The sequence below is a fragment of the Legionella santicrucis genome, assembly GCF_001468135.1.
Classification (GTDB): domain Bacteria; phylum Pseudomonadota; class Gammaproteobacteria; order Legionellales; family Legionellaceae; genus Legionella; species Legionella santicrucis.
Map to the genome: position 1 here is coordinate 398,804 of NZ_LNYU01000091.1, position 1,234 is coordinate 400,037.

The window sequence follows — 1,234 nt, forward strand, 5'->3', positions numbered from 1 at the left end:
CATGTTACGCACACTCAGTTTTAAGCGGTCATATTTTTGAGCTCCTGCCAAGCAATTTGGTTTGCTCTAACAATGAGTTTGTACTTAATGGCAAAGTGATTTAAATGAGTTTTTATCTTCAGCATTTCGAGCTTGCAGTAAGCAATAATAGACGCATAAATATGATTGCACTGTGTTTTGACGGTTCGAGTTGGGGACTTGGTTAAGCTTGCATTTTGCTTAATTGACTTGTGGTATTCTTCAATCCGCCACCGTTTCTGGTACACTTCATAAAGACGCTCGGCGCTACTTAGCATGTCATTAGAAACAAGATAGAGAATTCCTGTTGAACCGTTTTCGTTTTTGAATACCTTTTTCAGGAGCCTCACGGGGAAGTCTAGGCCTCTAAGCCAGACTGTGTAGGCCACATTCTCTTCAATCTCTAGTGTTCTTACTTGTTGGAACCGTCTGTTGTTGGCATCGTTTTCAGATAAAGCTAATGTGCGATTAGACTTAATTCCAATGATAAACGATTTTTGAAGGTCTTTATGGATGCGAACCATATTGACCTTCGAGCCAAACCAGTTGTCTGCCAGTACATAATCAAACATTACTTTATTGGTAATGGCTTGGGCAATCAGGCTTTGAAATAATTGATTTTTAGTGACCGAGGACTTTTTCCTCGTTTGTTTGCTTTTAATATCAGAATAGGAGATGTCTTTCTTAATCACCTCATAGCCTATGGGTACACTGAAATCATCATAACGGATCATGCACGTCAGGATATTTATCCCTTTAAGCACAGTCCCTTTGGCATGAGAGTAATGCCAACAGTTAATCTCATTTTCATCGGTGTAGGGCTTCTCTTCGATGGAGTCATCAACTATTAATACTCCACCAACAGATTCTTGCGTCCTCACTGGCTTTTTTACATAACTCCATAACGATTTCGAACCAAAATCTTCTAAACGAAGAAAACGTGTTACCTTGTCATGAGTAAATGCTCCATCAACTAAATCAGACAACCCTGTTGCTGTCGCATATTTGTTTTGGAATATCAAATAATCACTATAAAGATCAAGCATATCCATTGGATTCCCTCCCTAAAATTAAGAGCGGAATTCTAATGCTTTTTAGTCAGCCAGCAAGTCCCGTGCGTAACATGAGTAATTGACTTGTGGTATTCTTCAATCCGCCACCGTTTCTGGTACACTTCATAAAGACGCTCGGCGCTACTTAGCATGTCATTAGAAAC

General features: G+C 39.6%; 1 protein-coding gene and 1 pseudogene. Both read right to left on the reverse strand.

Translation table 11 applies throughout. The features are described from left to right. Window positions 1–20: 20 nt before the first annotated feature. A complete protein-coding gene (locus tag Lsan_RS21325; RefSeq protein ID WP_065236328.1) occupies window positions 21–1,070 on the reverse strand; it encodes an IS701 family transposase in 1,050 nt (349 codons plus the stop codon). Between the two features lie 77 nt (window positions 1,071–1,147). Beyond that, window positions 1,148–1,234, reverse strand: a pseudogene (locus Lsan_RS23650) (hypothetical protein); the annotation flags it as partial.

Bases quoted from the DNA above. Each gene is read 5' to 3' on its own strand.
- Lsan_RS21325 (WP_065236328.1), bottom strand. From the start codon at position 1,070: ATGGATATGCTTGATCTTTATAGTGATTATTTGATATTCCAAAACAAA.